This is a genomic window from Halorubrum sodomense, from assembly GCF_900111935.1.
Lineage (GTDB): Archaea > Halobacteriota > Halobacteria > Halobacteriales > Haloferacaceae > Halorubrum > Halorubrum sodomense.
Window position 1 is genome coordinate 1 of record NZ_FOYN01000001.1, and the last position, 26,570, is coordinate 26,570.

The 26,570-nt window shown below is 67.5% G+C and carries 24 protein-coding genes, 1 tRNA gene and 2 rRNA genes; 13 read left to right on the forward strand and 14 right to left on the reverse strand.

The features are described 5' to 3' along the window. The 4 genes from BM286_RS15765 to BM286_RS00020 form a co-directional block, all read right to left on the reverse strand. Positions 1-594 (reverse strand): 23S ribosomal RNA (locus BM286_RS15765); the annotation flags it as partial. Between the two features lie 275 nt (positions 595-869). After that, a tRNA-Ala gene (locus tag BM286_RS00005) sits at positions 870-941 on the reverse strand. A 164-nt stretch (positions 942-1,105) separates the two neighbouring features. After that, positions 1,106-2,575, reverse strand: a 16S ribosomal RNA gene (locus BM286_RS00010). Between the two features lie 513 nt (positions 2,576-3,088). Next, entirely contained in the window at positions 3,089-3,418 is a 330-nt protein-coding gene (locus BM286_RS00020) for a non-histone chromosomal MC1 family protein (RefSeq protein ID WP_092919197.1), read from the reverse strand. Positions 3,419-3,712: 294 nt separating this feature from the next. Between BM286_RS00020 and BM286_RS00025 the strand changes: the two genes are divergently transcribed. Both BM286_RS00025 and BM286_RS00030 read left to right on the forward strand, forming a co-directional pair. Beyond that, on the forward strand, positions 3,713-3,916 hold the full coding sequence (locus BM286_RS00025; protein ID WP_092919199.1) for a hypothetical protein: 204 nt from the start codon (positions 3,713-3,715) through the stop codon (positions 3,914-3,916). A 97-nt stretch (positions 3,917-4,013) separates the two neighbouring features. After that, complete coding sequence (locus tag BM286_RS00030; RefSeq protein ID WP_092919201.1) at positions 4,014-5,069, forward strand: quinone-dependent dihydroorotate dehydrogenase; 1,056 nt, start codon at positions 4,014-4,016, stop codon at positions 5,067-5,069. Positions 5,070-5,104: 35 nt separating this feature from the next. Here the strand turns inward: BM286_RS00030 and BM286_RS00035 are convergent, their stop codons facing one another. Together BM286_RS00035 and BM286_RS00040 are read right to left on the reverse strand one after the other, a co-directional pair. After that, the gene (locus BM286_RS00035) at positions 5,105-7,786 is read right to left on the reverse strand and encodes a valine--tRNA ligase (protein ID WP_092919203.1); all 2,682 of its coding nucleotides are present in this window, start codon (positions 7,784-7,786) and stop codon (positions 5,105-5,107) included. A 104-nt stretch (positions 7,787-7,890) separates the two neighbouring features. Next, the gene (locus BM286_RS00040; protein WP_092919205.1) at positions 7,891-8,145 is read right to left on the reverse strand and encodes a hypothetical protein; all 255 of its coding nucleotides are present in this window, start codon (positions 8,143-8,145) and stop codon (positions 7,891-7,893) included. Between the two features lie 339 nt (positions 8,146-8,484). Here BM286_RS00040 and BM286_RS00045 point away from each other — a divergent pair, with 339 nt between their 5' ends. Then, positions 8,485-8,727 (forward strand): ferredoxin, encoded by a 243-nt coding sequence (locus BM286_RS00045; protein ID WP_092919208.1) that lies wholly within the window; start codon positions 8,485-8,487, stop codon positions 8,725-8,727. 476 nt (positions 8,728-9,203) lie between these two features. On the opposite strand, the gene hemB is transcribed toward BM286_RS00045, so the two are convergent. The 3 genes from hemB to BM286_RS00055 form a co-directional block, all read right to left on the reverse strand. Beyond that, a complete protein-coding gene (hemB, locus tag BM286_RS00050; protein ID WP_092919210.1) occupies positions 9,204-10,184 on the reverse strand; it encodes a porphobilinogen synthase in 981 nt (326 codons plus the stop codon). 129 nt (positions 10,185-10,313) lie between these two features. Further along, positions 10,314-10,478 (reverse strand): DUF6757 family protein, encoded by a 165-nt coding sequence (locus tag BM286_RS15360; RefSeq protein ID WP_167603279.1) that lies wholly within the window; start codon positions 10,476-10,478, stop codon positions 10,314-10,316. A 25-nt stretch (positions 10,479-10,503) separates the two neighbouring features. Further along, positions 10,504-11,397, reverse strand: a complete 894-nt coding sequence (locus BM286_RS00055; protein WP_092919212.1) for a PHP domain-containing protein — start codon at positions 11,395-11,397, stop codon at positions 10,504-10,506. 147 nt (positions 11,398-11,544) lie between these two features. On the opposite strand from BM286_RS00055, the gene BM286_RS00060 reads away from it, so the two are divergent. Further along, positions 11,545-11,829 (forward strand): DUF5789 family protein, encoded by a 285-nt coding sequence (locus tag BM286_RS00060; protein WP_092919214.1) that lies wholly within the window; start codon positions 11,545-11,547, stop codon positions 11,827-11,829. Between the two features lie 78 nt (positions 11,830-11,907). Here BM286_RS00060 and BM286_RS00065 read toward each other — a convergent pair whose 3' ends face one another. Further along, positions 11,908-12,957 carry a DUF5784 family protein gene (locus BM286_RS00065; RefSeq protein WP_092919216.1) on the reverse strand — a complete coding sequence of 350 codons (1,050 nt, stop codon included), beginning with the start codon at positions 12,955-12,957 and terminating at the stop codon, positions 11,908-11,910. 119 nt (positions 12,958-13,076) lie between these two features. Between BM286_RS00065 and BM286_RS15365 the strand changes: the two genes are divergently transcribed. Next, positions 13,077-13,250 carry a DUF5786 family protein gene (locus BM286_RS15365; RefSeq protein WP_167603275.1) on the forward strand — a complete coding sequence of 58 codons (174 nt, stop codon included), beginning with the start codon at positions 13,077-13,079 and terminating at the stop codon, positions 13,248-13,250. A gap of 133 nt (positions 13,251-13,383) precedes the next feature. On the opposite strand, the gene BM286_RS00070 is transcribed toward BM286_RS15365, so the two are convergent. Together BM286_RS00070 and BM286_RS00075 are read right to left on the reverse strand one after the other, a co-directional pair. After that, positions 13,384-14,052: a DUF7530 family protein gene (locus BM286_RS00070; RefSeq protein ID WP_092919218.1), complete on the reverse strand. Its 669-nt coding sequence runs from the start codon at positions 14,050-14,052 to the stop codon at positions 13,384-13,386. Beyond that, positions 14,049-14,993: an NAD(P)H-binding protein gene (locus BM286_RS00075; RefSeq protein WP_092919220.1), complete on the reverse strand. Its 945-nt coding sequence runs from the start codon at positions 14,991-14,993 to the stop codon at positions 14,049-14,051. The genes BM286_RS00070 and BM286_RS00075 overlap by 4 nt, the downstream gene beginning before the upstream one ends. A gap of 151 nt (positions 14,994-15,144) precedes the next feature. Between BM286_RS00075 and BM286_RS00080 the strand changes: the two genes are divergently transcribed. The 4 genes from BM286_RS00080 to BM286_RS00095 all read left to right on the forward strand — a co-directional run bounded on the left by BM286_RS00080 (position 15,145) and on the right by BM286_RS00095 (position 17,929). Continuing rightward, positions 15,145-16,059 carry an MBL fold metallo-hydrolase gene (locus tag BM286_RS00080; RefSeq protein WP_092919222.1) on the forward strand — a complete coding sequence of 305 codons (915 nt, stop codon included), beginning with the start codon at positions 15,145-15,147 and terminating at the stop codon, positions 16,057-16,059. A gap of 100 nt (positions 16,060-16,159) precedes the next feature. Then, positions 16,160-16,765 (forward strand): PspA-associated protein PspAB, encoded by a 606-nt coding sequence (gene pspAB, locus BM286_RS00085; RefSeq protein WP_092919224.1) that lies wholly within the window; start codon positions 16,160-16,162, stop codon positions 16,763-16,765. Between the two features lie 25 nt (positions 16,766-16,790). Continuing rightward, positions 16,791-17,300 (forward strand): hypothetical protein, encoded by a 510-nt coding sequence (locus BM286_RS00090; protein WP_092919226.1) that lies wholly within the window; start codon positions 16,791-16,793, stop codon positions 17,298-17,300. Next, positions 17,297-17,929, forward strand: a complete 633-nt coding sequence (locus BM286_RS00095; protein ID WP_092919228.1) for an IMPACT family protein — start codon at positions 17,297-17,299, stop codon at positions 17,927-17,929. The genes BM286_RS00090 and BM286_RS00095 overlap by 4 nt, the downstream gene beginning before the upstream one ends. A gap of 43 nt (positions 17,930-17,972) precedes the next feature. On the opposite strand, the gene BM286_RS00100 is transcribed toward BM286_RS00095, so the two are convergent. Then, positions 17,973-19,592 (reverse strand): DNA-directed DNA polymerase II small subunit, encoded by a 1,620-nt coding sequence (locus BM286_RS00100; RefSeq protein WP_092919230.1) that lies wholly within the window; start codon positions 19,590-19,592, stop codon positions 17,973-17,975. A 130-nt stretch (positions 19,593-19,722) separates the two neighbouring features. Between BM286_RS00100 and BM286_RS00105 the strand changes: the two genes are divergently transcribed. After that, complete coding sequence (locus tag BM286_RS00105; RefSeq protein WP_092919232.1) at positions 19,723-20,724, forward strand: S26 family signal peptidase; 1,002 nt, start codon at positions 19,723-19,725, stop codon at positions 20,722-20,724. A 21-nt stretch (positions 20,725-20,745) separates the two neighbouring features. Here BM286_RS00105 and BM286_RS00110 read toward each other — a convergent pair whose 3' ends face one another. Continuing rightward, the gene (locus tag BM286_RS00110) at positions 20,746-22,524 is read right to left on the reverse strand and encodes a Cdc6/Cdc18 family protein (RefSeq protein ID WP_092919234.1); all 1,779 of its coding nucleotides are present in this window, start codon (positions 22,522-22,524) and stop codon (positions 20,746-20,748) included. Positions 22,525-23,435: 911 nt separating this feature from the next. Between BM286_RS00110 and BM286_RS00115 the strand changes: the two genes are divergently transcribed. Genes BM286_RS00115 through BM286_RS00125 form a run of 3 tightly spaced genes read left to right on the forward strand, consistent with a single transcriptional unit; the run spans position 23,436 to position 26,465 of the window. Beyond that, positions 23,436-24,857, forward strand: coding sequence for a CaiB/BaiF CoA transferase family protein (locus BM286_RS00115; protein WP_174548971.1), 1,422 nt, complete (start codon positions 23,436-23,438; stop codon positions 24,855-24,857). After that, the gene (locus BM286_RS00120) at positions 24,847-26,028 is read left to right on the forward strand and encodes a thiolase C-terminal domain-containing protein (RefSeq protein ID WP_092919236.1); all 1,182 of its coding nucleotides are present in this window, start codon (positions 24,847-24,849) and stop codon (positions 26,026-26,028) included. Before BM286_RS00115 ends, BM286_RS00120 begins: the two co-directional genes overlap by 11 nt. Next, positions 26,025-26,465, forward strand: coding sequence for a Zn-ribbon domain-containing OB-fold protein (locus tag BM286_RS00125; RefSeq protein ID WP_092919238.1), 441 nt, complete (start codon positions 26,025-26,027; stop codon positions 26,463-26,465). The genes BM286_RS00120 and BM286_RS00125 overlap by 4 nt, the downstream gene beginning before the upstream one ends. Positions 26,466-26,570: the final 105 nt, after the last annotated feature.

The window sequence follows — 26,570 nt, forward strand, 5'->3', positions numbered from 1 at the left end:
CTACTAGAGGATCGCTCTTCGGTCGTTTTGAGAGACGCCTTGTACGCCCTGTCGCTCGATCGCCAGCTGATTTCAGGCCCTATTGCACCGCCCTTCTCGGGGTGCTTTTCAGCGTTCGCTCACGCTACTTGTTCGCTATCGGTCTCGAGGAGTGTTTAGCCTTTCCAGGGGATGCCTGGAATGTTCACAGAGGATATCCGACCCCTGCTACTCTGGATTTGACGCCATCCGTACTGACCCATCGTACGGGGTTGTCACCCTGTTTCACGCTCCGTTCCAGGAGACTTCAGATGAGTTGTCGAGATTTGGTTGTCAACCCGAACACCACATTGGTCCGAAGACCTTCGGTTTGGGCTGTGTCGCGTTTACTCGCGGTTACTGACGACATCGCTGTTGCGTTCTTTTCCTGCCCTTACTGAGATGTTTCAATTCAGGGCGTTCCCTATTGCGCGTGGCAATTGTTGAACGGATTCCGATTGGGAGATCTCGTGTTCGTACCCTCCATGCGGGTCCCACGAGCTTTTCGCAGCTTGGCACGTCCGTCGTCGGCTCTCGAGCCGAGCCATTCACCAGCTGGCACAGTAGCCAGTAGTGTGTCAGCCAACTCTCCGAAGAGAGTGCTGACGGTGTCAGAAATACTCGTCAGAGTATTCCGACTGTATATGGTTCACTGACGTTCCACGAACTCGGATGAGTTCAGTGGACGTCTGGATCGCACGTATACACGGTTGTCATTGAATCGCCCCGGGTGTGACGGGGCGTTCGTCGAACCCTTCCCATCCGCGGTTTCCCGGGATGGTGCATCGGTCGTCGTGTTCGATCCGAGTCGCGTCTCCCATATAAGGGGACGGATTCGGACCGAACGGACATGGACTCACTGGGATTCGAACCCAGGGCATCCTCCTTGCAAGGGAGGCACTCTACCGCTGAGCTATGAGCCCACCTTCCCGCGTGGGGAAGGTCTGGTGTGTTGTGTGAGCCGTGGTCGTTCTGCGGTGTCCAAGCCGGTGGGTGGACGGACGGGACACAGACCAGTGCGAATGAGTAGTGACCGTCGTGGTGACGGTCGTAAGGTGAGCCTCCCGTGTGGGAGGTCTCGGGTCGGTGGAGGTGATCCAGCCGCAGATTCCCCTACGGCTACCTTGTTACGACTTAAGCCCCCTTGCGAAGCCCAGATTCGACGTGCGTGGCACGCCTCATCCGGACCTCACTCGGGTGCTTTGACGGGCGGTGTGTGCAAGGAGCAGGGACGTATTCACCGCGCGCTTATGACACGCGATTACTACCGAATCCAGCTTCATGTGGGCGAGTTGCAGCCCACAATCCGAACTACGATCGAGTTTCTGAGATTACCGTCTCCTTTCGGAGTAGGAACCCTTTGTCTCGACCATTGTAGCCCGCGTGTTGCCCAGCACATTCGGGGCATACTGACCTACCGTTGCCCGTTCCTTCCTCCGTGTTAGCCACGGCGGTCCCCCTACTGTCCCCAGCTACCTCGCGGTACTGCTGGCAAGTAAGGGTGCGGGTCTCGCTCGTTGCCTGACTTAACAGGACGCCTCACGGTACGAGCTGACGGCGGCCATGCACCTCCTCTCTGAGGCTCGGATAAGGTCATCAACCTGATCGTCATTACCACAGTCGATGCTGGTGAGATGTCCGGCGTTGAGTCCAATTAAACCGCAGGCTCCTCCGGTTGTAGTGCTCCCCCGCCAATTCCTTTAAGTTTCATCCTTGCGGACGTACTTCCCAGGCGGTCTGCTTAGCGGCTTCCCTACGGCACAGCACCCACTCGTAGTGGGAGCCACACCTAGCAGACATTGTTTACGGCCAGGACTACCCGGGTATCTAATCCGGTTCGAGACCCTGGCTTTCGTCCCTCACTGTCGGATCCGTTCTCGCGACGTGCTTTCGCCATCGGCGGTCCGTCCAGGATTACGGGATTTCACTCCTACCCCGGACGTACCCGTCGCGCCTTCCGGTCCCAAGCCACGCAGTTTCTACCGGGCGCCCACCTGTTGAGCAGGTGGATTTCCCGATGGACTTGCGCGGCCAGCTACGGACGCTTTAGGCCCAATAAGATCGGCCATCACTTGGGCTGCCGGTATTACCGCGGCGGCTGGCACCGGTCTTGCCCAGCCCTTATTCTGGCACCGCCTTAGGGTGCCGAAAAGCACAGGCGCTATGCCTGTGCACTTGGGATCCCCCTATCGCACTGTCGTGCAGTGTAAAGGTTTCGCGCCTGCTGCGCCCCGTAGGGCCCGGAATCTTGTCTCAGATTCCGTCTCCGGGTTCTCACTCTCATGACCCGTACCGATTATTGGCACGGTGGGCCGTTACCCCACCGTCTACCTAATCGGCCGCAGCCACATCCTTCGGCGCCGGAGCGTTTGGCATACCACTCATTCCAGTGGTGGTATGGGATACACTATTAGCCTCAGTTTCCCGAGGGTATTGTGTTCCGAAGGGTAGTTTGGCCACGTGTTACTGAGCTATTCGCCACGAGTGTGAACTCGTGCGACTAGCATGGCTAAATCGGATCCCAATAGCAATGGCCTCCGGCAGGATCAACCGGAATGAATATCCTTCAGGCCTGATTCCCGGCCTGAAGGGGGTGTTGGCGGGTGTCAACGTAGTGTTGACACACCATTGCATTGGTCTGTGTGGTGTCCGGGCCAGCCAGCGACTTGGATGACACCGAACGACCACGGCTCACATCAGATCACCGCTTACGCCGGAGCGCAGGGGGCGTGATCCTCATCTCTCGCGGACCTGAACGTACCGGGCGACGGGTCATAAACCCATCGGAACGGTACGGGTCCAGCGAAACCGGGCCGGGTTGAACGGCCCGAGTCCGCGATGCGTTCTTCGCATTTCTTCGAATGCCTGGGTTGTACTTAACCCCGTCGAACTACCGGCGCCACGTCATGCGATTTCATGCCGGAAGAGGCGGGATAACTGACCGGATCGATCCGGAACGGAGAGGGATCTGTCTGAGACAGCGTCTGTGGGTCGACACGGTGATCATGTCCGGGGCGTTCCGGTCACTCGGCGTCGAAAACGAGAGATCTGGATCGGAGCGCCCGGAGAGCTACTCCTCGTCGATGTACTCGATACCCTGCTTCGAGACGTTGGCCTTGGTGATGTCGTCGAGGTCGTTGAGCCAGAACTCGTCGTCCGCCTCGTCGACTTCGGGGGCGCTGTCCTTCCAGGCCCACCCCTCGTACTCGTGGACCTTCTGGGTCCCCTTCTCTCGGAGGCGGAGCGTCGTTCGCTGCGCCTCCTCCTCAGAGGGCGCCGGTTCGAGGGTTCGAGCCGCTTTGAGCGCCGCCTGACGCGGCATGTTTCCCGAGAACTCGCTCGGTTCCGATCCGTCTTCCTCTCGAAGGGCAAAGTTTCGCTTACCGTCTTCACGTACCATGGTTTTGCCTCCGTGTGACACCAGCACACAGTGTGTAATAAATATATCGGGGAAATGAAAGCTGTGAGCCACAATTTTTATATACTACCTCGGCGGCGGCTGGCGGTTTGGGGCCCAGCGCGGGAGGGAGACGGTCGATCGACGGCGATTCGCAGGAGCGTTCGGCGCGCGCGACAGGCCAGTTCGGGGTTCGGGCGGGGATTTTCGAGGCACGCGCGCGACTCGCCGGAGCCCGAGTACGCGTAAACAACACTTATGTGTCTGCTATGGCGAAGGGCGACAAGCACACCCGCGATGGTCCGCAAAAAGAAGCTCAGCCCCAGTGGCGCCAAGGACGACGACGGGGAGTACCACAACGTCCACGTGAACCTCCATGAAGACGAACTCGCCGTCGCCGGCATGGAGATCGGCGACGAGGTGTTCGTCCGGGTCCGAGACGGGAAGATAATCATTCAGAAGGCGGACGCCAATCCCGACCAGCTCGAACACGACTTCTGACGCGGACCGCGGGAGTTCGATACGGTTTTACCGCCGAGCGACCGCCACGCGGACCGCTGTCGGCGGATTAATTGTCGCTCGTGACGAGGGTCAGACGATGGGCGCGTACGACCTGTTGAAACCGGCGCTGTTCCGGCTTCCGCCGGAGACCGCACACGGACTGATTCATCGACTGCTCGGCGGCGTTCAGGGGACGCCCGTCGGCTCCGCGCTCGCTGATCGATACGTCGTCGACGACGAGCGGCTCACGGTCGACGCGGTCGGGTCGTCCTTCCCGAATCCGGTCGGTGTCGCCGCCGGGTTCGACAAGAACGCGCGCGTCCCGCGGGCGCTGGCGTCGCTCGGCTTCGGCCACGTCGAGGTGGGCGGCGTCACCGCCGAGCGACAGCCCGGAAACCCGCGCCCGCGACTGTTCCGACTGCCCGAAGACGAGGCGCTCGTCAACCGGATGGGGTTCAACAACGAGGGGGCCGACAGGGTCGGTGAGCGCCTCGACCGCGACCCCCTCCCGGAGGTGCCCGTCGGGATCAACATCGGGAAGTCGAAGTCGACGCCCCTCGACGAGGCCCCGGACGACTACCTGTACACGTACGAGCGCGTCGCGGACGCGGGCGACTACTTCGTCGTCAACGTCTCCAGCCCGAACACCCCGGGGCTCCGCGAGCTACAGAACCGCGAGGCCTTGGAGCGAATCCTCGGGACGCTCGACGACGCCGGCGCGGATCCGCTGCTCGTGAAACTCTCCCCCGACCTCCCGGAGCCGGCCGTCGAGGACGCGCTGGGAGTCGTCGACGACCTCGGCCTCGACGGAGTCATCGCCACCAACACGACGACGTCGCGGCCGGACTCGCTTCGGAGCCACAATCGGGCCGAACGCGGCGGCCTCTCGGGGAAGCCGATCGAGTCGCTCGCCACGGAGCGGGTCCGGTTTGTGGCGGAGCGCACCGACGTGCCGGTGATCGGCGTGGGCGGGGTCTCCGACGCCGCGGGCGCCTACGAGAAGATACGGGCGGGCGCCTCGCTGGTCCAGGTGTACACCGGACTCGTCTACGAGGGACCGGGACTCGCGCGCGACGTCAACGAGGGACTCGTCGAACTGCTCGAACGCGACGGGTTCGACTCCGTCGAGGACGCCGTCGGCGCGGACCTGTGACCGAGGGAGAAACCGAAGAGAAGGGGGGGGGGATCTTACGCGTCGTTGCGGACGATGACGACGACGTCGTCCGCCTGAAGCAGCTCGCCCTCGCCCCGGTACTGCCGCTCTTCCTCGACCGCGAACTCGTCGTCGACGAGCGTGACGCCCGCAACGTGAAGCTCGTCGCCGTCGATCTCGTACTCCCCCTGCGCTAAGGCGGCCTCGATGTCACCGACCTGGTCGCCGTACTTCGGCCCCACGGTGGCGTAGTCGAGGTCGATGCCCGTGATCACCGTCTCGACGGGCGCGTCGCCGTCGGGGTGGACCGCGAGGTCGTCGACGTGCATCACGCCGGTGATGTCGTCCTCGAACCCGCGCACGTCGGCGTACACCTCCACCGCGTCGAGCGCGGCGGTGAGCGGGAGCTGGTTCTCGCTCTTGTACTTCCGGAGCGCGCCCACGACGGCCGTGGCGGCAGTCCCCGCGTCGCGGTCGGCCTCGATCCCGAGCGGCTCGGGCCAGTCCGTAAGGTGGATCGACTCGCTCGCGCCGTCGGCGAGGGCGGTTGGGTCGGCGTCCGCGGCGGTCGCGTCCGCGGCGGTCGCGTCCGCGACGGCGTCGGCGTACATGTCGTGCCACAGCTCCTCGGTGACGTGCGCGAGGAGGGGGGCGAACAGCTTCAGGAACCGGCGGTGGGCGGTCCGGAGCGCGTACGCCGCGGCGTCGTCCTCGCGCTGTTTCGCGATCTCGAGGTAGTCGTCGCAGAACGTGTTCCAGAAGAAGCTCCGGAGCTCGTCGCGCGCCTTCGAGAACGCGCGGTCGTCGAGCAGCTCGGTGAGCCGCTCGACCTCGGCGTCGAGCTCGGCGAGCAGCCAGCGGTCGAGCTCGCGGAGCCCGTCGTCGGGCTCCTCGGGGAACGGCTCCGGCGCGAGCGACTCGACGAGCTTCGAGGCGTTCCACAGCTTCCGGATCAGCTTCTCGCCCGCGCGGAGGTCCTTCTCCTTGAACGGGAAGTCGTCGCCGACGGCGGTGCCGGCCGCCCAGTAGCGCGTGGCGTCGACCGGGAACTCATCGAGGACTTCCTCCGGCTCGACGACGTTGCCGACGGACTTCGACATCTTCTCGCGGTTCTCGTCGAGGACGTGCCCGTTGATCATCGTCTCCTCGAACGGGACCTCCCCGGTGTGCTCGTAGCACTTGACGAGGGTGTGGAACAGCCAGAAGCTGATGATGTCGTGGCCCTGCGGCCGGAGGTCGAACCGGTACAGCTCGGGGCGCTCCATCGCGAACTCCTCCGCTTCCTCGTCCCAGTCCCAGCCGGCGTTGATGAGCGGGGTGAGACTGGAGGTGGCCCACGTGTCGAGCACGTCGTCCTCCGGCTCGAACGCCTCGTGTCCGCACTCGGGACACGCGTCGACCGGCGGGTCGTCCGAGAGCGGGTCGACCGGCAGGTCCGCCTTCTCCGCGATGATCTCCTCGCCGCAGTCCTCGCAGTACCACACGGGGAACGGGATGCCCGAGGAGCGCTGGCGGGAGATGAGCCAGTCCCACTGGAGCCCCTCGACCCAGTGTTCGTACCGGGTGAACATCTTCTCGGGGGACCACTCCATCTCCCGGCCGACCTCGAGGTACTCGTCCGTCTTGTCGAGCATCTCGACGTACCACTGCTCGGTGACGAGGAACTCGACGCTCGTCCCGCAGCGCTCGTGGACGTTGACGGTGTGGGTGATGTCGCGGCGGTCTAACAGCGCGCCCGCCTCTTCGAGGTCCTCGACGATCGCCTCGCCGGCCTCCGAGGAGTGTAGTCCCTCGTACCCCTCGGCGACGTCGGTCATGTGCCCGGACTCGTCGATGGCGACCCGGAGGTCTAAGTCGTGGACCTGGTACCACTCGATGTCGTTCTGGTCGCCGAACGTACAGCACATCACGACCCCGGAGCCCGTCTCCATGTCGACGCGTTCGTCGGCGATGATCGGGACTTCGTGGCCGAACAGCGGGACCTCGGCGGACTCCCCGACGAGGCCCTGATTCTCGTCGTCGTCCGGGTGGACGAACACGGCGACGCAGGCCGGGAGGAGCTCGGGGCGCGTCGTCGAGATGGTGAACTCCTCGTCGCTGCCGGACACGCCGAAGGCGATGTCGTTGAAGTGGCTGCCCTGCTCGTCGTCCTCGGTCTCGACCTGCGAGATGGCGGTCTCGCACTCGGGACACCAGATCGCGGGGGCCTTCTCGCGGTACTCGCGGCCCTGATCGTAGAGGTCGACGAACGACAGCTGGGAGACGCGCTGGACGCGCGGCTCGATGGTCTGGTACGTGTGGTTCCAGTCGACGGAGACCCCGAGCGACTGGACGTTCTCGGTGAACTGCTCCTCGTACCCCGCGCAGACCTCCCGGCACTTCGCCTGGAACTCGCGCCGCTCGAACTCCTGGTGGCGAATGTCGAGTTCGTCCTCGGTGAGCCGTTCGGAGGCGATGCCGTTGTCGTCGTAGCCGAACGGGAAGAACGTCGAGCCGCCGTTCATCCGCTCGAAGCGGGCGACGAAGTCCTGGAGGGTGAACCCGTACAGGTGGCCCATGTGGAGGCTCCCCGATACCGTCGGCGGCGGGGTGTCGATGGAGAAGACGGTGTTCGGATCGGTCGGATCGTCGTCGTCGTAGGCGTACGTCTCCTCGTCGACCCACCGCCGCTGCCAGCGCGGCTCGACGGCGTCGGGGTCGTACTCACCACTGGGCATTTCACGCACACGTTCCGCCGGTTCCCCCTTAACGGACTCGGTTGTGTGGGGCGGCTTTGCGCGGTCAGGCGCGGCGAGGTGCGGTGAGGTGCGTGGAAAGCCGGTCAGACCGTGTCGTCGAGGTCGTGTTCGGCCGCCATCTTCGACGCCTCGGACGCGAACCGCTCGACCTCGTCCGCCGGGCTCTCGCCCAGCGCGCTCTCCTCGACCTCGCGGCCCGCGGTGATCCCGTCGCCCGTGACGAGCCGCTGCTCGGCCAGCTCCTTCGTGTGCATCCGCTCGCCGTCCTCCGTGGCGTAGGTGAGCCGCACGAGCCCCTTCGAGTCGAACTGCCGGTCGACGAGCCAGACGGTGGGCATGGGCGAGGATCGGTCCCTGCGAGATTTAAAAAGGGCGGTCGACGCGCGCGAGACCGGTAGTACGTCTCGCGATTGACTGACAAACCGAATGCGGTGGCGCGTGCCTGCGAGCGGCCGGAGCGAAGCGGAGGCCGTGAGTCGCACGCGCGAGGGACGCGGTGAGTGAGGGGCGACCGGAGGGAGCCCCGAGCGAGCCGCGAGGCTGGGGAGGCGTGAGGTGCGGTGTGGGGCGGGACTCAAAGGGGCGGTTCTCCGGTGGCCTGTCAGCGAATCCAAATCGACCGGACTTTCGCCCCTCTCGTCGCCACCGCTTTGTATCGGCTCGCCGAACCGGTGGTCATGTACGTCGAGTTCGACCGCGACACCTGCGTCGGGATGTTCCAGTGCGTCGCCGAGTGGGACGCCTTCGAGAAGGACCTGAACGACGGGAAGGCCGACCTGAAGGGGAGCACCGAGGAGGAGGAGGACCTGTTCGTCGTCGAGGTGCCCGACGGCGAGGAGTTCGACGCGAAGTTCGCGGCGCGCGTCTGCCCGGTCGACGCCATCGAAGTGTACGACGACGACGGCGAACAGGTGGTGTAGAGGGTTCGAGATCCGAGAGGTTGCTGTGTGTCGAGGGAGAACACTTCCAAAGCCCCAGCCACGACGGCTCGCGCGGCTCGGTGTCGTTCGAAAGGCGCTCCGCGCCTTTCGTGATGTCGTCAGAACGCGGAGCGTTCTGACTGCTAGCCAGAAATCTCCGATTTCTGGCGATGACGAGACGCCTTCGGCGTCTCGAACCACGCTCCTCGGTCGCTCGGTCGCTGACGCTCCCTCGCTGCGGTGCTTCCGTCGCCGTGCTTCGCCCTCGCGGCTGCCCCTTTGAGTCCCGCCCCGCGCCGCTCCGCACAGCACCTCACCCCTCCCCAGCCTCGCGGCTCACGCTTCGCGGCTTCGCCGCTCGCGTTCGCCGCGTCCCTCGCACGCGCTGCTTCGCGGCCTCCGCTTCGCTCCGGCCGCTCGCAGGCGCGCGCCGGGGTGAATGATTGAGGAAGCGTGTCGCCCTTACTCGGCTCTATTTACAAGTGATCGGCCACGTCCTCGGCGAAGTACGTGACGATCAGGTCCGCGCCCGCGCGCTTGAGCGCGGTGAGCGACTCAAGCGCGGTCGCCTCCAAGTCGAGCCACCCCTTCTCCGCGGCGGCGTGGAGCATCGCGTACTCGCCCGAGACGTTGTACGCGGCGATGGGGCGGTCGAACTCCCGCCGGAGGTCGCCGACGACGTCGAGGTACGGCAGCCCGGGCTTCACCATCAACACGTCGGCCCCCTGCTCGGCGTCGAGCCGCGCCTCCCGGAGCGCCTCGCGGCGGTTCGCGGGATCCATCTGGTAGTGTCGGCGGTCACCGAACGCGGGCGCGCCGTCGGCCGCGTCGCGGAACGGGCCGTAGAAGGCGGACTCGTACTTCGCGGCGTAGCTCAGGACGGCGACGTCCTCGTGGCCCGCGGCGTCGAGCGCCTCGCGGATCGCTCTCACCTGTCCGTCGGTCATCGACGAGGGAGCGACCACGTCCGCGCCCGCGTCGGCCTGCGAGACGGCGGTGCGCGCGAGGAGGTCGAGCGTCTCGTCGTTCTTGACGGTGAGCGTCGGGTCCGACTCGGCGGTCTCCTCGATCACGCCGCAGTGACCGTGGTCGGTGTACTCGCAGAGGCAGACGTCGCCGATCACGGTGACGTCCGTCTCGGCGGAGAGACGGCGTGTCGCGCGCTGGACGACGCCGTCGTCGGCGTACGCGCGGCTCCCGGACGCGTCCTTCGACTCCGGGACGCCGAAGAGGATCACGGCCTCGACGCCGGTCTCGCGGATCTCCGCGACGCGGTCGACCGCCTCGTCGACCGGGACGCGCTCGTGGCCGGGCATCGTCTCGATGGGCACGCGCTCGTCGGTCGTCGCGTCGACGAAGACGGGCGCGACCAGGTCCGACGCCGAGAGGTCGGTCTCGGCGACGAGCGGGCGAACGCCGTCGGTTCGAAGGCGGCGCGGCCGGTCCGTGAGGTCCATACCGACCGGTTGGTCCCGCGCGGCCTTTTAGCGTTCGTCTCGGCTCCGGTCGGCTCGGACTCGGCCGGCTCGGCGGTTGCTCGACGGTGAGAGGGGTCGCTCGACGGGGAGGGGATCCGGGCGCCGCGGCTACTCGGACGACTCGATGTCGATCCGGTCGCGGAGCGCCGTGAGCTCGTCCGACTCCGCGAGCTCCTCGACGCGCTGTTTGAAGTGGGACTCGCAGAGGCCGACGACCACGCCGCGCTGCTCCGCTTCGTACGTGGCCTCCCGGTCGCAGTAGTGACACCGCATACGCGCCACTCCGTTCGGGGCGGGCTTAATCCTGTTCGTCGGAGGCGGCCGGGGCGGGAGGGTCTCCGGCCGCGAGCTCCTCGACCGAGACCGGCTCGGGCAGTCGCTCGCGGACGGGGTCGAACGCAGAGACCGTCAGGCCGGCGACGCCGAGCGTCCGCTCGTGCGCGTCGGTCCCGCCGGTTCTGAGCAGATCGTTCTCAGCGGCGAGGCGGTCGATCCGCGCGTCGTCGACCGCGCGGTCGTACGGGTAGAAGCGCTCGACCGCCTCGACCGCGTCGCGGTCGCGGGCGACGCCGAGCGCCTCGTCGACGCGGTCGTACCGGAACGGGTGCGCGAGCCCGACGAGGGCGCAGGCGTCCGCGAGCAGGTCGAGCCCCTCGTCGAGCGGCGTCACGTCGCGGGCGACGTAGCAGGGACCGTCGTTCCCGATCAGCTCGTCGAACGCCTCGGCGTAGTCGTAGGGCGCGTCGGACGCGTCGATGGCCCGGGCGATGTGCGGTCGTCCCAGTCCGGCGCGGGGCTCGACGTCGAGGTCGACGCCGAGACGGTCCTCGACCGACTCGAGGATCGCGGCGCCGCGCTCCCGGCGGTCGCGCTGGAGGCGGTCGATCTCCGCGTCGAGCGCGTCGGTGTGCTCGACGCCGTACCCGAGGAGGTCCAGGCGCTCGAAGCCGGCGTCGACGCGGAGTTCGATCCCACGGGCGATCCGGACGCCGTCGCGCTCGACGACCGGCGCGTCGAGACCGGGGTGGATCCGGTCGTGGTCGGTGACGGCGACCCAGTCCACGCCCGCCTCGCGGGCGGCCGCGGGCACCTCGTCGAGGGTCAGAGTCCCGTCCGAGACGGTCGTGTGCGCGTGAAGGTCGGCGACGACGGGATCGCCGGGGGCGTCGGAATCGACGGAATCGACGGGCATGAAGGCGAATAGCCGCGCCCGACACTAAGCGGCGGCGGTCCCGACCGCGGCCGGGAAAGATCGAATATAAGGCAGTATAAGGTATTCCCTCCGACTAAGGTCGTACATGGACAATCATTAAGAACCGTCGGCGGTTTCCGTCCGTTGATGCGCTTGAACGGCGTCGACGACCGACTCGAACGGCACCAGTACCCGACCACCTCTGAGGAGATCATCGCGGCTCACGGCAACGCGACCGTAGAGCTCGCGAACGGGTCCGAGCGGCTCGGCGACGTCTTGGAGCGGTTCGGCGATCAGACGTTCGAGGACGCGGAGGACGTGTTCACCGCGATCCGCGCCGGCGTCTGTCACCGCGGCGTCGGTCGCCGGTTCTACTCGGACCGCGACCCGACCACCGACGCGGAGGAGGGGCCCTCGCCGGTCTCGTTCTGACGCGCCGAACCGACCGGAGTCCGTACCCCCGTTTTCGAAGGCCGATCGCGGAGCGTCCCGTCCCGCAGAGCGACGCGGCTACGGGTCGAGGTCGACGGCCCCGGAGAGGTCGAGCGGGACCGACCCCTGCTGATACCCTTCTATCGAGCCGCCGGGGTCGGCGCGGTAGACGACCGCTGGCTTGTGACGGACCGCGGGCTCGGCCTCGCGCACGGCCGCCCACTCGTCGGCCGGGAACGACGAGCAGTCGACGAACAGCGTGACGCCGCCCGCGTGGGCCGCGAGCTGCCCGCTCGTCTTCGTCTCGACGGTGTCGCGGACGGCGGCGACGGGGTCGCTCGCGGAGCGCCCGGCGGTCGGCTGCGGGCGCGTCACCTCGACGAGCCGGCCGGCGCCCGTCTCGGGGTCCGTCGCGCGGAAGTCGAGCGAGTGGCCCGTCGTCACCTCGATCTCCGGGGTGACCTCGTAGCTCGCCTCGGTGAGGATCCGGGCCGCGGTGAACTCGGCTATCGCCGCGCTCATCCGGACGAGGTCCCGCGAGGCGGAGGTGCCGAGCTTCCCGGCCATGACCTCGCGGTAGTCGTCGAGCGTCCCCGGCCGGAGGGTCTCCTCGACGAATCCGGTCCCCGACTCGCGGGTCGCGTCCGGGAACCCTGCCGCGTGCTCGCGGAAGAACGCACGGCTCGTCTCCGCGCCGTCCTTCGAGCAGAACACGGGCAGGAAGTACCACGAGACGTGCGGGTAGTCGGCAAGCCACGGCTCGTCGTCGTGGAGCCCGGCGAGCAGCTCCCGCTGGGCCCACCGCGAGACCGGGTACGGAACCTCGTCGAAGCCGTACTTGTCCGTCCGCCAGAGTTCGCTCGGCGTCTCCGTGTTACCGAGCCAGTACCCCGTCGGCCCTCCGTCGGCGTCGGGCGGGGGGTCCGCGTCGTCGCCGGTCCAGCAGAACAGCGCGAACGACCCGTCGTCCATGTCGAACCGGCGCGCCTCGTAATCGGGGGGCGGCGCGAACCACGGGGCGCCGGCGGTCGCTCCGAGGCTCTCGTCGAGCGGTCGGCCGATCTGCGAACGGACTCGGTCCGGACCCCACCGACCGGGCGAACGCCTGAAACGGAGCGGTTGTGCCACGGACGTGTGGTATCACGCCCCGAGGTTAATCGATTCCGGTGGGCGGACCCGGACGTTCACGGTTTATGATGCTTTTGGCGACAGGTATATTACAGGAAACGGCCAAGTGTGACTGTACCATGTCAATAGGTGCCTATGATGAGGCGGAACACGAGCGTCGCGAGAAGAAGACCAGCGAAGTCGACGCCGACTTCGACGCGGAGCGGCCCGAGTACTCCGGGTCCCTGACATACGATTCGGGCGACTCGACGGAGGCACTCCTCGACAAGTTCGAAGAGCTTCAAGAGAAGTGACGCGGCCGCTGGGGCGCCGCGCCTTCTGATTCCGTTCTCGAACGCCGCTAGCGACGACTCGACTCTCGATAGCGATCGATAGCGATCGGTCGAACGCCGCCGGTCCCGACGCTCGCGAGCGACGTCGTGATGCTCACGAGAGGAGGATGGCCGCCGTACAGACGACCGCGACCGCGACGACGTGACCCACCACCGCGCCGAGCAGCACCGGTTCGGTGAGCAGGAACGGCACGAGCGCGAGTTGGACGGCCGAGAAGCCGATATTCTCGGCGTCGAGTCGACGGACCGTCGACCGCTCGTCGGCCGGGAGGTCGACGTGGACCGCGCGCCACAGCGCGACGACAGCGCTCCACCACGAGGTGCCGATACGGTACGTGAGATCCCAGAGGACGAGCAGCGTGAGGTAGACGACCGGAATCGGCGGATCCGGGCCGAAGAGCCGATCGATGAGTGTGCCGTCCCACGCGAACAGGTACGTCACCAGCGCGATGAACGCCAGCACGCCCAACACGATCTCGATGCTCGACCCGAACAGCAGCCGCTTGTGTTCGGGGGGCGTCCCGAGCAGCCGGTTTTTCGCGCCCAGTCGGTGCATCTCGACGCTCCCGACGGCGGCGACGACGACGGCGACCGTCCCGGCGGCGACGGCGTTCCAGGTCCCGTAGTACCAGCCGAGCGTCACCACCCCCAGTTCGAAGAGGGCAAACTGGATCGCGACCGCCAGCGTCCGGGAGATCCCCAGGCCGGGGATCCCGCCGACGAGGCTCTCGTACACCCACGTCTCGCCGTAGTTGCGGCTCACGAGGAGACCCCGGGGAGCGCGCTCAGTCGGGATCGCTCGGAACCTCGCGACTCGGTCAGCGCCCGCGCGACCGCGAGTTCGAAGGGGGTCCGCTCCACGGCGACGAACTCGCGGATCCGATCGTCTTCGACGATCACGGTGTTGCGGAGCCCCTCGACCAGCGAGCGGGCGAGGTACGGGTTCACGTCGGTGACGAGTCGAAGCCACCGGGCGGACAGCCCCGGGCTCAACACCGGCACCCTGACGATCCGGAGCCCGCCCCCGAGCTGTCGCCTGGTCCGGCGGAGGATCTCGGCGTACGTCAACACCTCCGGCCCGCCGATCTCGAAGGTCTCGCCCGCGGTCTCGGGGACGCCGAGGACGCCGGCGAGGTACGCTATCACGTCCGCGACCGCGATCGGCTGACACAGCGTGTCGACCCACTTCGGGGTGACCATCACCGGGAGCCGTCGCGCGAGCCCGGCGATCACCTCGAAGCTGGCGCTGCCGGCGCCGATGATGATCGCGGCCCGGAGCGTCGTGAGCGCCGGGTCGCCCTCGGCGAGGATCCGCTCCACTTCGCGGCGCGACCGGAGGTGCTCGGAGAGCTCCTCGCGGTCCTCCCCGAGCCCGCCGAGGTAGACGATCCGGTCGATCCCCGCCTCGGACGCGGCCGCGGCGAAGTTGGTCGCGCAGTTGCGGTCGCGCTCCTCGTACCCGGGGCCGCCGTCCATCGAGTGGACGAGGTAGTACGCGGCGTCGACCGCCTCGCCGTCGAGTTCGAAGGCGGGCGGGAGCGTCTCCGGTTCCAGGAGGTCGCCCTCGACGACCGAGACGCCCTCGGGCGCGTCGTAGCCGTCGGCGTCGCGGACGAGCGCGACCACGTCGTGGCCGCGCGCCAGAAGCGTCGGGACCAGTCGGCTCCCGACGAATCCGGTCGCGCCGGTGACGAGCACTCGCATACCGTCTCGTGGGGCGGAACGACCATAAGCCCCGGCCCGCGCGGAGGGCGGTCGGAGCCACACGCGTCGGGAGGCGAGACGCGAGGCGGAACCCCCTGTGGACCGGACCGCGGACCGATCGCTAGAAGTGCCCCCGGGTTCCTCGTCCGGTATGCGCGCAGGCGAGTTCGAACCGGTCCGGGGCGTCGAGGACCTGTACGTCCACGACACCGGCATGTTCGACACCGACGAGTACGGCGCCGTCTACGTGTACGACGCCGAGCGACCGATCGTGATAGACACCGGGACGGGGGCGAACCGGGAGGCCCTCTTCGAGAGCATCGAGGCGATCGGGATCGACCGCGAGGAGCTCGCGTGGATCCTGCCGACTCACGCCCACCTCGACCACGCCGGGGGGGCGGGTTACCTCGCGGCGCGGTACCCGAACGCGGCGGTCCGGGTGCCCGAGAAGGGCGTCCGGCACCTCGTCGACCCGGGGGCGCTCGTCGACGGCACCAAGTCGGCGGTCGGAGACCAGTGGGAGTACTACGCGGAGCCGAAACCGATCCCCGACGATCGGATCGAAGGGGTGAGCGGGGGCGACCGGATCGACCTCGGCGACCGCGAGCTCGTCGTTCACGACGCGCCCGGTCACGCGCCCCACCACGCGATCTATCACGACCCCGACGCCGGCGTCGTGTTCGCCGCCGACGCCGCCGGCATCTACGTCCCCGAGGTCGACGCGGTGACCCCGACGACGCCGCCGCCGCAGTTCGACTTCGAGGAGTGCCTCGACGACATCCGACTGATCGAGGAGATCGACCCGAACACGCTCTGTTTCGGCCACTTCGGCCCGCGGGACTGCGACGCGGACCTGATCGGCGAGGCGAAGCGGGCGTACGTCGAGTGGGTCGAGCGCGTCCGCGAGAAGCGCGCCGAACTCGGTGACGACGAGGCGGTCGTCGACCACTTCGAGGCGGCGAGCCGCGACGTCGACTACTGGAACCCCGAGCGCGCCAGGGCGAACACGAGCCTGAACGCGCGCGGCGTGTTGACGTATCTCGATCGGGTCGACGGCGAGGAGTGACTCGCCGGGGAGACGCGACGGAGATTCGACTACCGCCGAGACGCGACGCGGACCCGCCGAGAGAAACGCCCTAAACCCCGCCGTCCGTAGTCCAGACCAGATGGGCATCTTCGACACGATCCGGGCCGTGCTCGGGACGAGCGCCGAGACCGACGCGACCCGCGACGCGGACCCCGAGGACCTCTTCGGGATGTCGACCGCGTACATGACGATGGAGGCTGACCTCCGGTACGACCACTGCGGGGAGGCCGCGCTCTGCTTCTCCGGGATGGACAGCACCCGCTTCGACGAGGCGGTCGAGACCGTCGAGGCCATTCTGGACGCCGGCGAGATAGAGACCGGAACCGGCTTTCACCGCCACGAGGACGACCACGGCTACCAGTGGTTCGTCTTAGAGGACGACGACCCGGAAGACCTGGTGACCAGCGTCCACTTCGCCGCCGACCAGTTCATCGAGGAGGGGTTCGGGTCGCGGCTGCTCGCGGCCGTGTTCGGCTTCGAGAACGACGACGGTCCGGCCTACTGGATCTACTCGTTCCGGCGCGGCGCGTACTACCCGTTCGCGCCGCGGGGGACGAACGACCGGAACCAGCGGATAGAGTTCAAACTCCAGTCGGTCCTCGACGGGGAGCTCGGCTTAGAGGACGACGAGTCCTACTGGTACCCCCTCTGGCCCGACGCGCCCGGGAACCACCCGTGGGAGTGAGCGCCGATTCGACGGGGGTGACCAGATGAGCGACGAGCGCGACCCGAGCCCCGAGCCGGACCCCGTGGGCGGAACTGACGCAAGAGGGCGAAACACCCCGAAGAAGCGACTGCTGCGCGGGATCGCCGTCCAGGCCACGGTCGTCGCCGCGGCGGTCCACCTGCTGTGGGCGTGGCCGCGGCTGGGATCGCCGCCGGACGCGCGTCCCTACTTCTTCCTCGCGGGGAGCGCGCTCGCGGCCGCGGTCGCCGTCGCGACCCTCCGGGGCGGGGAGTACCGGCGGCTGTACGCGCTCGGCGCGGGGACGCTCGGGGCGTTCCTCGGCGGGTTCCTCGCATGGCACGGGGGCGACGCGGCCGCGGCGCTGGCGGCGGAGCCGCTGGCGGTCGTCGCGGTGATCGTCGAGATCGTCGGCGTCGGCGCCTACCTCGCGCTCTACCGCCTCGCGCCGCCGACGAGCGTCGCCGTCGAGCGGCGGCGAGGAGAGGAGCCGGACGAGAGGGAAAAGAAGGAAGCCGAGGAGGAGCCGTCGTGACCGGCGCGTATCGGACGGTGGCCGAGCGCGCGACCGCGCGGTTCGAGGTCCGCGGCTCGGAGTTCCTCGGGCACGTCGCCCCCGTCGACACGGTCGACGCGGCGGAGTCGTTCGTCGCGGACATCCGCGAGGAGTACGGCGACGCGACCCACAACGTGCCCGCGTACCGGGTGCCCGCGGGCGAGCCCTCGGAGCGCGCACCGGGCTCGGAGCCGATGCTCAGGGAGTACTCGTCGGACGACGGCGAGCCGACCGGCTCCGCGGGCAAGCCCGCGCTGAACGTCCTCCAGCAGCGCGAGGTCCGGAACGTCGCCGCGGTGGTGACGCGGTACTACGGCGGGACGAACCTCGGGGTCGGCGGGCTCGCGCGCGCCTACTCGCGAGCGGTGAAGGAAGGGATCGACGGCGCCGGCGTGATCGAGGAGCGGCCCCACCGCACTCTCGTCGTCGAGACCGAGTACGACGACTCCGGGACGGTCAGGGGCGTGATCGAGTCGACCGGCGTCGAGTTCGACGCCGACTACGGCGAGCGCGTCCGGTTCGACCTTCGGGTGCCGGTCGCGGAGGTCGACCCGCTTCGCGAGCGCCTCAACGACGCGACGAGCGGGCGGGTAGAGATCGACCGGTAGCGGTCGCGGGCGGCTCGGAACGCGGCCCGGCGGACGCGCCGCCCTACGAGAACTTACGGACCGTCATGTCGAGGGTGTCGAGGTCGAGGATGGGCGCGTAGCCGGCGTCGGGGTCGATGTTGACGGACTTCTGGAAGTCGGTCTGTGCCTGCCAGCAGCCGGAGTTAACCGCGAGGACGTTGTGGTACTTCCCCCAGCCGAGCTTGTGGACGTGGCCGGTGTGGAACACGTCGGGCACGTCCTCCATGACGAGGTAGTCGCGCTCCTCGGGCGCGACCCGCGTGTGGCCCCCGAACTGCGGCGCGACGTGGCGCTTCTTCAACAGCTGGTACATCGCCTTGTGCGGCTCGTCGTAGCTCGCCTTCTCCTCGGGAAGCTCCGCGATCACCTCGTCGAGCGAGACGCCGTGGTACATTAACACCTCGACGCCCTCGACCGAGACGGTGGCCGGGTTCGAGACAATCTGCGCGTCGTGGACGTCCAAGATCTCTCGGATCTCGTCGTCGAACCCGGGCTGCGGCTCCGCGAGGCGGACCGCGTCGTGGTTGCCCGGGATCATCACGATATCGGTGTCGGCCGGCACCTCCTTGAGGTGTTCCGCGAAGACCTCGTACTGCTCGTAGATGTCGACGATCTCGAGCTCCTCGTCCTGGTCGGGATAGACGCCGACGCCCTCGACCATGTCGCCCGCGAGCAGCAGGTACTCGACCGGGTCGGCCTCGGGCGTGTGGAGCCAGTCGGTGAAGCTGTGCCACGCGTCGGCCAGGAACTCGTCGCTGCCGACGTGGATGTCGGATATCAGCGCGGCCTGGACGTGGCGGTCGGCCCCGCCCGGACGGTGAGTGCGGGGAACGTCAGGGAAGTGGAGCGAGTCCGCGAAGAGGATGCCGGCGTCGTCCGCGAGCGTCCCCTCGACCGCGACGCACTCGTCTAACAGGATCTCGTCGACGACGTCGGCCATGCCCTTGTCCTTCATCACGAGGGCGGGGAACGTCCCGGTCGTGTCCTCTAACTCGATCAGCCAGTGGCCGGACTTCGTGGAGCGCACGTCGTTGACGAGGCCGATCATCGCGGCGTCGCTGCCGCCCGGCATGTCCGCGATCGCCTCCGCGGGCCGGTGGTTGACGCGGCCGCGGAGGATCTTCGAGAGCCGCTCGTAGCGGTCGCGGAACGTCGTGACGAAGTCGGCGTACTCGCCGGTCCCCGTGCTCCGGCCGGTCATGTCGTTGCCGACCTCCAGGTCGCGCAGGTCGGGGTCGCGGGAGCGCTCGGAATCGTCGGTTACGGGATCGGCGGGCGGGGAGTCGGCGGTCGCGGCGTCGGCGGGCGGGGAGTCGGCGGCCGCGGCGTCGATAGCGTTGTTCGTCGCGCCCCCCGGGGCGGCCTCGGTCTCCGGGGATTCGGTCTCCGCAGACCCCCTTGTTTCAACTGGAGATCTTCCGTTTCTGTCGGTGGACGCGGTCGATTCGCCGGTCCCGTCGATCGCATCGCGGACGTGGTCGGCGGTGATCCGGAGAGCGTCGTCCGGGGCGCGGTCGACGGCGGCCGCGACGGCGGCGCTCGGGTCGGCCGCGCCCGCGAGGAGGGTGACCGCCTCGCGCTCGGCGTTGTAGCCGCGCTCGGCGAGGGCTTTCGCGATCCGCGCGTTCGACTCCAGCGGCACGATACCCGAAAGGAGGGTCGCGGGCAAAACCGTTCCGGAGGCGTCGGAGGGGCGAACGCGCGGGGCCGCGAGCGAGGGCGAATCCGCGCGACCCGGAAGCTTATGAACGGAACCCTCCAAAGGCGACGTAATGGACGAAGGGGATCGGCCGACAGACACCGACTGGTCGGCCGGTCGAGACGAGCGGACCGAAGATCACTCGGGGGCGACATCCGATGGGTCGGATGACGGGGTTCCCGACGAATCCGACCGCGCGGTCTCCGGTGGCTCGGGCGACGGTCCCGAGACCGGGCGCGAAGTCGACCTCGGGGACGAGCCCGAATCATCCGGGGGAGCCGTTGTTTCCGGCGAATCCGACATCGGGAGCGAAGCGCAGGGCGCACCGGAATCGGTGGGAGGTCCCGCGTTCGAGACGGAAGAGACGACGACCGCCGACGAGTCGCTTCTACACCGGTTCCGTCACGACCGGGAGGGCGCGCTGATGTGGATCCGGGAGATGTTAGCGAGCGTCGGTGTCGTCCTCCTGATCGGACTGTTGCTGTTCGGCGTCAGCGGCGTGTGGCCGCCAATGGTCGCCGTCGAGTCGGGGAGCATGGAGCCGAACATGCGGGTCGGCGACCTAGTGTTCGTCACCGAGCCCGGCAGGCTCGCGCCGGATGCGGCCGAAAACGGCGTCGGCGTCGTCACCTACCAGGTGGGCCAGGAGGTCGACTACCGCACGTTCGGCTCCTACGGGTCGGTGATGATATACGCGCCTCCGGGGCGGACCGGGTCCCCGATCATCCACCGAGCCATGTTCCACGTTACCGAGGGCGAGAACTGGTACGACCGCGCCGACGAGCGCTACCACGACGCCATCGGCTGCGGATCGCTCGCTAACTGTCCGGCGCCGCACGACGGGTACATCACGCTCGGGGACAACAACGGGGCCTACGACCAGGCCAGCGGTCTCTCGCCGCCGGTCAAAGCGGAATGGATCAAGGGGGTGGCCCGCCTCCGGGTCCCGTATCTCGGATACATCCGGCTGATCGCGACGGGGCAGGTAGAGCTGAACGAGGCGATAACGCGGACGGTCGGGAGCGCCCTCCCGGCGGTGAGACCTGGCCTCACGGCGTCGAGCCCCGCGGCGTAGCGCTCGGTGCGTCGACCGGTGTCAGTTGTCGAACCGGGCCTGAACGAACGGCTGCGCGTTCTCGATGTCGCCGAGCCGCGAGTCCGACAGGAGCACCGCCTCGGTCTCTTCGACCGGCACGGAGAGGCCCATCTCCTTCGTCCGACCGTAGCGTCCCTTCGAGACGACGACGGCGTTGACGATGCCGAGCATGTCGAGTTCGCTGATGAGATCGGTGACGCGCCGCTGGGTCAGGACGTCGGCGTCGATCTCCTCGCAGAGCCGCTTGTAGATGTTGAACACCTCTCCGGTGTTGATGTTGTGGACGCCGTTCTTTTCGAGGAGGATGACGGCGAACAGGACGATCTTGCTCTGGGTGGGGAGGGTGCGGACGACCTCGACGACGCGGTCGAGTTCGATCTTGTCCTGGGCCTGTCGGACGTGTTTCTCCGCGACGATCTCGGCCTGCGAGCGCTCCGCGAGCTCGCCCGCGGTGCGGAGGAGGTCGAGCGCGCGTCGCGCGTCGCCGTGTTCCTGCGCGGCGAAGGCGGCGCAGAGCGGGATCACGTCGTCGGTGAGCGCGTCGGGTTTGAACGCGGTGTCGGCGCGGTGCTGGAGGATGTCGCGGAGCTGGTTCGCGTCGTACGGCGGGAAGACGATCTCCTCCTCGCCGAGGCTCGATTTGACGCGGGGGTCGAGGAAGTCGGTGAACTTCAGGTCGTTGGAGATCCCCATGATCGAGATCCGAGAGCGGTCGAGCTCGGAGTTCATCCGCGAGAGGTTATACAGCGTGTCGTCGCCGCTCTTCTCGACGAGCTTGTCGATCTCGTCGAGCATGATCACGACCACGCGCTCGTGGTAGTCGACCGCCTCGAAGAACGTGGAGTAAACGCGGTCGGTGGGCCACCCGGTCATCGGGACCTCCTCCATCTCGTCGGCGTCGTCTTCGAGGGTTTCGATCCGGTCGTCGAGCTCGTCGACAGAGTCGAACTCCGTGGCGGCGAGGGCGGCGGTGGCGTCGCCGATCGGATTTCCTTCGGCGTCCGTCGCGTCCTCGCGGAGGCCTTCGAGCCGCTCTAAGCGGTCGGCGATCACCGCCTGGTTCTCCTCGATGAACGTGTTCGCGAGCTGGGCGAGGACGCGGTACTGGGTGTCGGTCACCTCGCAGTTGATGTACTCGACCTCGCAGGGAACGTCGTACTTCTGGGAGGTGGACTCGAGCTCTTGGGAAACGAACTTCGCCGAGGCGGTCTTGCCGGTCCCCGTCTTCCCGTAGATGAGGATGTTCGACGGGGTCTCGCCGCGGAGCGCGGAGACGAGGATGGTCGCCATCCGGTTGATCTGGTCGTTGCGGTGCGGGAGCTCGTGCGGGGTGTACGAGGGACGAAGGACCTCCTTGTTCTCGAAGATCGGTTCACCGGAGAGGAGGTCGTCGAACAGGCCCTGACTGTCCTCGTCGTCGTCGAGGACGACGCCGTCGAAGTCGACGTCGGGCGACGACCGGTCGCGACCGCCGTTGTCGAGCCCCGCCGTTTCGGGTCGAGCGTCGCTCGAGGAGTCCGATTGGTCCAGATTGTCGTCTGATTGGTTCAGGTCGGTGCCCGATTGACCGAGTTCCGATCCCGCGTCGGTGTTGCGGTCACCGAGGTCGCGGTCGGATCCCGTCGGATCGTCGGGGTGGAAATCTTCGAGGTCAGGGTCGTCGGTGTCGGAGTTACCGACACCGGAGTCGCCTGGGTCGGAGTCGCTGCTGTGATCCGTCTCGTCGTCGTCCGGATCGGTGCCGCCGTCGGCCCGCGGTGTGTGATCTCCTTCGTCCATGTGAACCCCTCTGTTTCAGGTGGAGACGGTCGAGCAGGACGCTTGAGAGGCCGTCTCCGGTCGGAAATACGCATTCGCGGTCGGATTCGAGACCGACCACGTCCAGTTGATACAGTCGAACCAGATGAAGAGACGGTACAAAAGTGTTCCTCTCTGGAGTTGAAACGTCCCTCTCTCACGAGATGTCGAGGCAGTCGAGAGGCGGTTCGGGTCTACCGAGGGGGCGGTCGAACGGGTCGAGAGGGCGTAGAACTAGAAACGACGAGCGACGAGATCCCGTTCCTCTTTGACTAAGATCACTTGATATAGCGACTTTTAACCCCTGACACGGCTGATTCGAAGATCTTGCGATCGCGTCGTGACCGTTGGTATCCCGACTGCGAGGTCCGCCGATCGGTTTCGACTCCCCGGCTCGGGCCCACAGTCTCCGAGTCCGGCGAGGCGGTTCGATCGGGTACACCCCCACACCCCTTCGTTTCGGGTGGAACGGCAGACGGGTGGGTGGGGGTCCTGAGCTGTGAGTTGTATACCGGTGGTTTTATTACAAATACAATATAACAGTACCCTCGACAAACCCTCTAATATTATATTTGTTGTGGCATAATTGTTTTATTACTAATCTTTCCTTGAATTATCTGGGGCGCCTAGATCCACCGCGAATACCTATCGACCACCCCGTCGCTCTTCGCGGTTCCACTCGAAACGAAGGGGTGGGGGGAGGGCTCCCGATCGGCTTTCGGGAGATCGACGGCCGATCCCTCCTGGCTTCCTGACAACGTCTGACTACTGCGCCTCCGTCCATCGAAGTGGGTCCAACGAATATCACGGTCGACGCCGATAGTTTTACCAATCGGTAAACAAACCGTACACACACCTATGAGACGATTCCGTATCTCGGACGAGGTGGCTCGATGACCGATACCGGCGACACCGACACTGGCGACACCAACACTAGCGACACCGGAGCCGACGACACTGGGGCTAACGACACTGGCGACACCGGAGCCGACGACACTGGGGCCGACGGTCCCACCGGCGGCGGACGGATCCTCGACGGCGTCACCGTTCTCGACCTCTCGACGTTCGTCACCGGTGGCTTCTGTTCGGCGATGCTCGCGAATCAGGGGGCGGAGGTCGTCAAGATCGAACAGCCCGGCTACGGCGACGCCGTCCGCCACTCCGGCCCGCCGTTCATCAAGGGGGAGTCGCCGTACTACTGGACCCTGAGCTACGGGAAGAAGAGCCTCGAACTCGACCTGAAGAACGACGACGCGAAGGAGGCGCTGTACGAACTCGTCGAGGAGGCGGACATCTTCATCCAGAACTTCCGCCCGGGCACCGCAGAGCGACTCGACGTCGACTACGACACGCTCACCGAGCACAACGAGGACCTGATCTACCTCGCGATCTCGGCGTTCGGACAGACCGGACCGTGGCGCGAGCGGTCCGGGTACGACCTCCTCATCCAGGGGATGAGCGGGATCATGAGCGTCACCGGCGAGGCGGACCGCCAGCCGGTGAAGGTCGGCCTCCCGATGACGGACCTGATCACGGCGATGTGGGCGGCCTTCGGCGCGACGACGGCCCTCTACCGCAGAGAGCGGACCGGCGAGGGCGAGTACATCGACCTCGGGATGCTCGAGGCCACCCTCCCGTGGCTCACGAAGCAGGCCGGGATGGTGTTCGCCGGCGAGGAGACGAAGCGGATGGGGACGAAAGACCCCGTCCTCGCGCCGTACCAGACGTTCGAGACGAAAGACGGGTTCATCAACATCTGTATCCTCAACGAGAAGCTCTGGGGCGAGCTCTGCGAGGCGCTCGACCGGCCGGACCTCCCCGAGGACGACCGCTTCGAGCAGAACGCGGACCGCGTGGAACACCTCGACGAGCTCGAAGCCGAGATCGAGGCCACCCTCGCGGACAAGACGACCGACGAGTGGATCGAGGTCATCGCCGAGGACGCGGGCGTCCCCGCCGGCCCGGTGTACAGCGTCGAGGAGGCGCTGAACAGTCCCCAGATCGAGGCCCGCGGCACCATCACCGAGATCGAACACCCCGAACTCGGCGACGTGCCCGTGATCGAACACCCGCTCAAGTTCCGCAACGCCGAGAGCGGCTTCGAACTCCCCCCGCCGCTTTTAGGCGAACACAACCGCGAGGTGTTCCGCGAACGCGGCTACTCCGAGGCCGAGATCGACCGCCTCGCGGAGCTGGGCGTGTTCGGCGACGACGCGGACGACGGCGAGACTCCCGACGACGCAGACAGCGGCGAGACTCCCGACGACGCGGACAGCGGCGAGACTCCCGACGACGCGGACGAGCATGACGACTGAGGTCCGCGTCGGCGGCGTCGGCATGACGCCCTTCGAGAGCGACTCGGGGCGTTCGCTCACCAACCTGGCGGCAACGGCCGCCGAGCGCGCCCTCGACGACGCCGCGGTCGACCTCAACGACGTCGACGCGCTCCACTTCGGCAACGCGCTCGCCGAGGCGCTCGACGAGAGCGCGGGGCTCGCGAACGCGCTCGCGGCCGCCCTCGGCCTCGACGGCGCGTCCGCGGACCGGATCGAGAACACGAGCGCGACCGGCGCGAGCGCCTTCCACCGGGGCGTCGACCGCATTGAAAGGGGCGAGGCCGACGCCGCGCTCGTCGTCGGCGCCGAGAAGATGTCCGCGGGCGACACGCGGAGCGTCACCGAAGCGATCAGCCGCCTCGTCCACCGCCGCGAGTACGCGCAGGGGATCACGCTCCCCTCCTTCGGCGGGCTCGCCGCCGGCGCCTACCTGGACCGCCACGACGCGCCCCGCGAGGCGCTCGCCGCGGTCGCCGCGAAGAACCACGCCAACGCGGTCGACAACCCCGTCGCGCAGTTCCGCAAGTCGATCGACGTCGAGGACGCCCTCGACTCCCCGGTCGTCGCCGCACCGCTCCGGCTGTACGACTGCTGTCCGATGTCGGACGGCGCCGCCGCGGTCGTCCTGACCCGAGCGGGCGACGCCGACGCTGACGCCGCCACCGCCGACACCGGTCACCCGCCCGCGCCCCGCGTCGCCGGCGTCGCAAGCGCGACGGGCACCCACGCCGTCGCCGAGCGGCCGGACCCGCTCTCGATCGACTCCGTCCGGACCGCCGGCGAGCGCGTCTTCGACCGCGCCGGGATCCGTCCCGACGACGTCGACGTCGCCTGTATCCACGACGCGTTCACCGTCCTCGAACTGATCGAACTGGAGGAGCTGGGCTTCTACGACGCCGGCACCGCGTGGGAGGCGACGCTCGACGGCGACACCGCCCTCGACGGCGACCTCCCTGTCAACCCCGGCGGCGGGCTCAAGGCCCGCGGCCATCCGCTCGGGGCGACGGGCCTCTCGCAGATCGTCGAACTCGTGTGGCAGCTGCGGGGCGACCTCCCCGCGGGCCGCCGTGTCGACGGCGCGGAGACGGCGTTCGCGATCAACGTCGCCGGGTTCGGGAACAACAGCGTCTGTACGGTGTTGCGCGCGTGACGGATCCGGACAGCGAAGTCCCGGAGAACGGCGCCCCCGCGGACCGCGACCTCCCCGCGGACGACCTCCCCGCGGACGACCTCCTCGCGGACCGGGAGCTCCCCGCGGACCGCGCCTTCGTCTGCGACGACTGCGGTCGCCGCTGGTACTACGACCGGCGCCGCTGCCCGGACTGCGGCCGCTCGTCGGCGGACGCCTCGACGGTTCGACTCGAAACCGGGGCGGTCATGGCGACGACAACCGTCGAGACCACGCCGCCCGACGTCCGCGCGCCGAACCACCTCGCGCTGGCCCGGTTCGACGAGGTTCAGCTGATCGCACAGGCCGCCGACGGCGACCTGGCCCCCGGGGATACCGTTCGGTTCGACGGTTCCCACCGACTTCGCGACGGACGCGAGCGAACCGATCCGCGGCTCGTCGCGGTCGACGACTCCTGACGCCGGGTCAGACTTCGGCGGGAAACGCCGGGTCAGACTTCGGCGGGAAACGCCGGGTCAGACTTCGACGGGAAACGCCGGGTCAGACTTCGACGGGAAACGCCG

Excerpts from the sequence above, each read along its gene's own strand:
- BM286_RS00020 (WP_092919197.1), bottom strand. The coding sequence starts at position 3,418 with ATGGTACGTGAAGACGGTAAGCGAAACTTTGCCCTTCGAGAGGAAGAC.
- BM286_RS00025 (WP_092919199.1), top strand. The coding sequence starts at position 3,713 with ATGGTCCGCAAAAAGAAGCTCAGCCCCAGTGGCGCCAAGGACGACGAC.
- BM286_RS00030 (WP_092919201.1), top strand. The coding sequence starts at position 4,014 with ATGGGCGCGTACGACCTGTTGAAACCGGCGCTGTTCCGGCTTCCGCCG.
- BM286_RS00035 (WP_092919203.1), bottom strand. The coding sequence starts at position 7,786 with ATGCCCAGTGGTGAGTACGACCCCGACGCCGTCGAGCCGCGCTGGCAG.
- BM286_RS00040 (WP_092919205.1), bottom strand. The coding sequence starts at position 8,145 with ATGCCCACCGTCTGGCTCGTCGACCGGCAGTTCGACTCGAAGGGGCTC.
- BM286_RS00045 (WP_092919208.1), top strand. The coding sequence starts at position 8,485 with ATGTACGTCGAGTTCGACCGCGACACCTGCGTCGGGATGTTCCAGTGC.
- hemB (WP_092919210.1), bottom strand. The coding sequence starts at position 10,184 with ATGGACCTCACGGACCGGCCGCGCCGCCTTCGAACCGACGGCGTTCGC.
- BM286_RS15360 (WP_167603279.1), bottom strand. The coding sequence starts at position 10,478 with ATGCGGTGTCACTACTGCGACCGGGAGGCCACGTACGAAGCGGAGCAG.
- BM286_RS00055 (WP_092919212.1), bottom strand. The coding sequence starts at position 11,397 with ATGCCCGTCGATTCCGTCGATTCCGACGCCCCCGGCGATCCCGTCGTC.
- BM286_RS00060 (WP_092919214.1), top strand. The coding sequence starts at position 11,545 with ATGCGCTTGAACGGCGTCGACGACCGACTCGAACGGCACCAGTACCCG.
- BM286_RS15365 (WP_167603275.1), top strand. The coding sequence starts at position 13,077 with ATGTCAATAGGTGCCTATGATGAGGCGGAACACGAGCGTCGCGAGAAG.
- BM286_RS00075 (WP_092919220.1), bottom strand. The coding sequence starts at position 14,993 with ATGCGAGTGCTCGTCACCGGCGCGACCGGATTCGTCGGGAGCCGACTG.
- BM286_RS00080 (WP_092919222.1), top strand. The coding sequence starts at position 15,145 with ATGCGCGCAGGCGAGTTCGAACCGGTCCGGGGCGTCGAGGACCTGTAC.
- pspAB (WP_092919224.1), top strand. The coding sequence starts at position 16,160 with ATGGGCATCTTCGACACGATCCGGGCCGTGCTCGGGACGAGCGCCGAG.
- BM286_RS00090 (WP_092919226.1), top strand. The coding sequence starts at position 16,791 with ATGAGCGACGAGCGCGACCCGAGCCCCGAGCCGGACCCCGTGGGCGGA.
- BM286_RS00105 (WP_092919232.1), top strand. The coding sequence starts at position 19,723 with ATGGACGAAGGGGATCGGCCGACAGACACCGACTGGTCGGCCGGTCGA.
- BM286_RS00110 (WP_092919234.1), bottom strand. The coding sequence starts at position 22,524 with ATGGACGAAGGAGATCACACACCGCGGGCCGACGGCGGCACCGATCCG.
- BM286_RS00115 (WP_174548971.1), top strand. The coding sequence starts at position 23,436 with ATGACCGATACCGGCGACACCGACACTGGCGACACCAACACTAGCGAC.
- BM286_RS00120 (WP_092919236.1), top strand. The coding sequence starts at position 24,847 with ATGACGACTGAGGTCCGCGTCGGCGGCGTCGGCATGACGCCCTTCGAG.